This is a genomic window from Micromonospora sp. (genome assembly GCF_048594385.1).
Lineage (GTDB): Bacteria > Actinomycetota > Actinomycetes > Mycobacteriales > Micromonosporaceae > Micromonospora > Micromonospora wenchangensis.
On record NZ_JBMDWU010000096.1, the window covers coordinates 1 to 4,535 of the forward strand.

At 70.4% G+C, this 4,535-nt stretch carries 3 protein-coding genes, 2 tRNA genes and 1 pseudogene; 2 read left to right on the forward strand and 4 right to left on the reverse strand.

Annotated features, from left to right (window positions below; genetic code table 11):
* Positions 1-65: 65 nt before the first annotated feature.
* Together tig and ACOJTC_RS04265 are read right to left on the reverse strand one after the other, a co-directional pair.
* The gene (gene tig, locus ACOJTC_RS04260) at positions 66-1,418 is read right to left on the reverse strand and encodes a trigger factor (protein ID WP_204928617.1); all 1,353 of its coding nucleotides are present in this window, start codon (positions 1,416-1,418) and stop codon (positions 66-68) included.
* Between the two features lie 155 nt (positions 1,419-1,573).
* Positions 1,574-1,647 (reverse strand) — tRNA-Pro (locus ACOJTC_RS04265).
* Between the two features lie 353 nt (positions 1,648-2,000).
* On the opposite strand from ACOJTC_RS04265, the gene ACOJTC_RS04270 reads away from it, so the two are divergent.
* Positions 2,001-2,074, forward strand: a tRNA-Gly gene (locus tag ACOJTC_RS04270).
* Positions 2,075-2,163: 89 nt separating this feature from the next.
* Entirely contained in the window at positions 2,164-2,628 is a 465-nt protein-coding gene (locus ACOJTC_RS04275; protein ID WP_420115835.1) for a hypothetical protein, read from the forward strand.
* A 626-nt stretch (positions 2,629-3,254) separates the two neighbouring features.
* Here the strand turns inward: ACOJTC_RS04275 and ACOJTC_RS04280 are convergent.
* Positions 3,255-3,926 (reverse strand): SMI1/KNR4 family protein, encoded by a 672-nt coding sequence (locus ACOJTC_RS04280; protein WP_420115836.1) that lies wholly within the window; start codon positions 3,924-3,926, stop codon positions 3,255-3,257.
* 129 nt (positions 3,927-4,055) lie between these two features.
* Positions 4,056-4,535, reverse strand: a pseudogene (locus ACOJTC_RS04285) (hypothetical protein); the annotation flags it as partial.

A 4,535-nucleotide genomic window follows, 5' to 3' on the forward strand; every position in this document is an offset into this window, starting at 1 on the left:
TTCCCGGTAATTGGGTGTGGGCCGGCGGGCGCCCCACCGGGCGCCGGGCGGCCTACCGGGTCGGATCAGTGCTCGTGGTCGTGGTCGTGCGCCTGCTCGCTCTCGGCCCGCAACGCGTCGAGGGTGACCTCGTTGCCGGCCGAGTCCTTGATCTTGATCTTCTCCATCACGGAGGCGAGCGCCTTGCCGCGCCGCACGTCACCGAAGACGGCGGCGGCGGCACCGGAGCGGACCAGCTGGTCGTAGTACTGCTGCGGGGCCATCCCGGCGCGCTGCGCCCGGTGGACGATCTCGTGGCCGAACTCGTCGTCGGAGACCTGGGTGTCCTCGGCGTCGGCCAGGGTGTCCAGCAGCAGCTGGATCTTGACGCCCTCGGTCGCCGCCTCGGTCAGCTCGGTGTCGATCTGCTCCTCGGTCTTCTCCTCGGCGGCGAGGTACTCCTCCATCGAGGCGCCGATCCGCTCCAGCTGGTCGACCATCGCCTGCTTACGGCTCTCGACCTCCTCGCGGACGACACCCTCCGGCGCCGGCACCTCGGCGGCGGCGACCAACTGCTCCAGGGCCTTGTCCCGGGCGGCGTAGATCTGCTCGACCCGCTTGCCCCGGGTGACCTTCTCCCGCAGGTCGGCGCGCAGCTCCTCGATGGTGTCGAACTCGCTGGCCATCTGGGCGAAGTCGTCGTCCAGCTCCGGCAGCTCCTTCTCCTTGACCGTGCGGACGGTCACCGCCACCTCGGCGTCCCGGCCGGCGAAGTCGCCGCCCACGAGCTGGGTCGTGAAGGTGGTGTCGTCGCCGGCGGCGAGACCGACCAGGGCCTCGTCCAGACCCGGCAGGAGCTGCTTGCTGCCGACCTCGTGCGAGATGTTGCTCGCCGAGCCGCCCGGCACGTCCTCGCCGTCGACGGTCGCGTTCAGGTCGATCTGCACGTAGTCACCCTCGGCGGCGGCCCGCTCGACGGTCTTGAGCGTGGCGAACCGCTCGCGCAGGTTCTTGACCTGCTCGTCGATCTCACTCTCGTCGATCTGGAGCTCGTCGACGGTCACCTCGACGGTGGCCGGGTCCGGCAGGGTCAGCTCGGGCCGGACGTCGACCTCGGCGGTGAAGTTGAGCGAGTCACCGTCGTTGAACTCGGTGATCTCGACCTCGGGACGGCCGAGCGTCTTGAGGTCGTGCTCACGTACGGCGGCGAGGATGTTCTGCGGGATCGCCTCCTGCACCGCCTCGTTGAGCACGGTGCCCCGGCCCACCCGCTGGTCGATCACGGCGGCCGGGATCTTGCCCCGACGGAAGCCGGGAACCTGGACCTGCTGGCCGATCTCCCGGTACGCCTTCTTGAGGCTCGGCTCGAGCTCGACGAACGGCACCTCGATGGCGAGCCGCACGCGCGTCGGGCTCAGAGTCTCGACGGTGCTCTTCACAGGCGTACTCCTTGACGGATCTCAGTGGTGGGTCTGGGTCTGGGCGTGATTGCGCGCATCGAGTGTAGGCGAGCCGGGACGCTGCTCCGGCAGCGCCCGGCGAACCGCACGGATCGGCGTCGCCTCCCGGGGATGATCCCGGGATGCGCACGCAGTCGGGGTGGCGGGATTTGAACCCACGGCCCCTCGCTCCCAAAGCGAGTGCGCTACCAAGCTGCGCCACACCCCGTGGCGAAAGAAGTGTATGCCGTCGCGCCCTGCCCGGTATGCCGGGGCGTCCCCCACCGGCCCGTCCCCCACTCGCGTTCGACGTGTGTGCCGTACGCCCCCGGCGTTCACCCGGCGTGTCCCCGGTGCGCACTCGACGTGTCCTCGACATGTCCGCTGCACGGTCTCGGCGCGACCTCGGCACGGTCTCGGCGCGACCTCGGCACGGTCTCGGTGATCAAGAGGTTTGCGTCAGGGGGGAGCGTCGAGGGTGACGCGAACCTCTTGATCACCGAGGACACGGGGTCGGGGGGAGGAAATGCCGGGGGGAGGGGGTGGGGGTAGGCTTGCGGCGCGTCCGGTTTCCGGGCGTACGCGGGCGTAGCTCAATGGCAGAGCTTCAGTCTTCCAAACTGACGGTGCGGGTTCGATTCCCGTCGCCCGCTCCACACCCTCCGGCCCAGGTCAGCGGCATACTCGCCGAGCCTGGGCCGTTCTCGTACCCGAATGTCGGACGGTGGTGCCAGCCTCCGGACCCATGAAGCCGCTCATGGTGCACCGCACCACCTTCAGCCCCCACTATGGCCACTTTGTCCTGCGGGACGTGTGGTGTGATGCCGGCGACGAAGGCGAGTCACTCCAGGACGCGGAGGACCAGGTAGCCGGCGCGTTCACGTACGAAATCTGCGTTCGAGTTCTCTCGGACGCATCGAAGGTGGGCCTTGAACTCCGGACGTGGGCCAGTGAGCCCGCGCCGGACAGCGGCCCGTGGGACGAATCTCGACAGCTTGAGCTGCACTGCCCGACCGGAGAGCTGATCGTCGAGGTGATCACCTCCGGAGCAGCAATGGAGGTCACCCCTTCGCAGGGAGCCGGCGTCTACGGGGTTCGGGTCCACCGCAGGCGGGCCGACACCCAGGAGTTCCTCATCGAGCTGTGGTGGCGGACCCCGCTGCCGCAAGCCGACGACGACGAGGACTTCTACGGCGACGTGTGGTCCTGACCAGGTCAGGACAGCGCGTAGATGTCTTCGATCTCGTGACGGCTGCCGGGCATGACCAACACCGACGCCATGATCGGGTCACCCGACGCCCGCCGCACCAGACGACGGCTGCCCATATGTCTGCGGTCGGCAGCTGTGTGGTACCGCTACCGTGACTGCCGTGACGACCTATGAGTCGGGTGAAACGGTCATGGACCTCCTGGTTGCCGACACTCTGCTTGCCGGCGCTGCTGTCGCCCTGATCGGGTGCGCTGCTTGGGTGGTTGTTCGCAGCCGGCGCACGCCAACGGTTCAGCTGCTCGGGCGGACCCTGCGTTACCCCCGCGTGTGGGCCGCAGGGGCGGCGTGCATTGGCTTCTACGCTCTCCTGGGGGTAGGGAATCTCACGGAGGTCACGCCCAGCGCTTGGCGCGCTCAGGGCCGGTGGATCGGTGCGGGGTTGTTGCTGGCCGCATCGGTCCTCATGGCCACCTACTGGTTCCTTGAGTATCGCGCCACGCGTCGGACTGGTCGTGACCGATAGGTTGGGCCGTGACGAGCGCCAGCGTGGCCGCTCGTCGTCGATGCCGGGGCGCTCGACTGTTGCGCCGCTTCGCGGCTTGCCCGTTCGCCGTCGACCAGGACGGCTAGCCGGGTGCGACCTCGCGCTCGGCCGCCTCCAGCCAGCGCCGGTACCAACGGGCGAAGCCCAGCGGTGTCCCGTCGTCGTCGTACAGCGGCCGGAACCCACCGCCCTCGGCGATGTCGTCCGCCCACATCTGTCCCCGGGCGGGACCGCTGACGACGAGTGCCTCCCGTAACGCGCAGCCGAGATGGCACAGGTAGAGCAGGCCGACCGAGTTCTCCGGCGTGTAGACGACCTGCTCGTACCGCTCCCAGTGGGCGTCCTGCGCGGCGGTGAACGCCTCGGGGGAGTCGTAGTCGTCCTCCTCGGGTTCGGCGGGTAGGCCGTCGGCCGGGTTGAACGCCTCGACGTGGGCGAAGGGACGCCCGAGCGCCGCCAGTGTGGTGAGGTCCGCGCCGTCGCCCTCCCACTGCCACCGTCCGTCGCGCCGGCGCATCGGGAACAGCCCGTAGGCCGGCCCCGCGCCGCCCCGACCCGCCTCCCGCAGGAACGACAGGTACTCGGCGGGCAGCTCCACCCGCAACTGCTCCCCCACCTCGGCCAACTCCTCGGCGGTCAGTGGTGGTTCGAGCTCCCACCCGTGGTCGCCGGCACCGAACACCGCACCGGAGTCCGGCGTCGCGGCCAACCGGGCGAGCCGTCCACGGATGTCCGACCAGTCGGTGCGCGTCACGCCCGGCACGATACAAGCACGTCGGGAGGCGGCCACCCGACGGACCGGAGCCCGGCACGAGGTCCGCGCCCACGGGGTACGCACCGCCCACGCCGCCCGGACCGGGGCACCCGGCCGCCCCGTCGCCGGTCAGAGCAGGCGGCCGGAGCGGTCGCGGGCGACGATGCCGTCGAGTCGTACGCCGGGGGTGAGGTCGACCGGATCGAACCAGAAGATCACCAGTTCCGGGTCGGTGCTCCACCGGGCCAGCCGGGCGTCGACCTGCCGGCCCCCGGCGGTGCCGACGATCCGGCTCGCCGGCCCGACGAAGTAGCCGAACGTCGGCACCGGTGGGCGGTCGTCCGAGGGGGTCGCGTCGTCGTACCCGATCTCGTGGAAGCCCGGTCGCCGGTCGCTGCCCCGCACGTCGTTGAGGACGATGTCGTCGGTCAGTTCGCCGGCGGGGGTACGGCGGCCGGCCATCAACCCGACCCGCACCCGGGGCGCCTCGGGCACGTCGACCGCCACCAGGTAGTACACCCGCTGCTCGACGCCGTACCGGATGCCGGTGTCGACCACCTCGCCGATCGGCTTCCGGGGCGGCTCCCACCGGGTGGGTCCGGGGGTCGG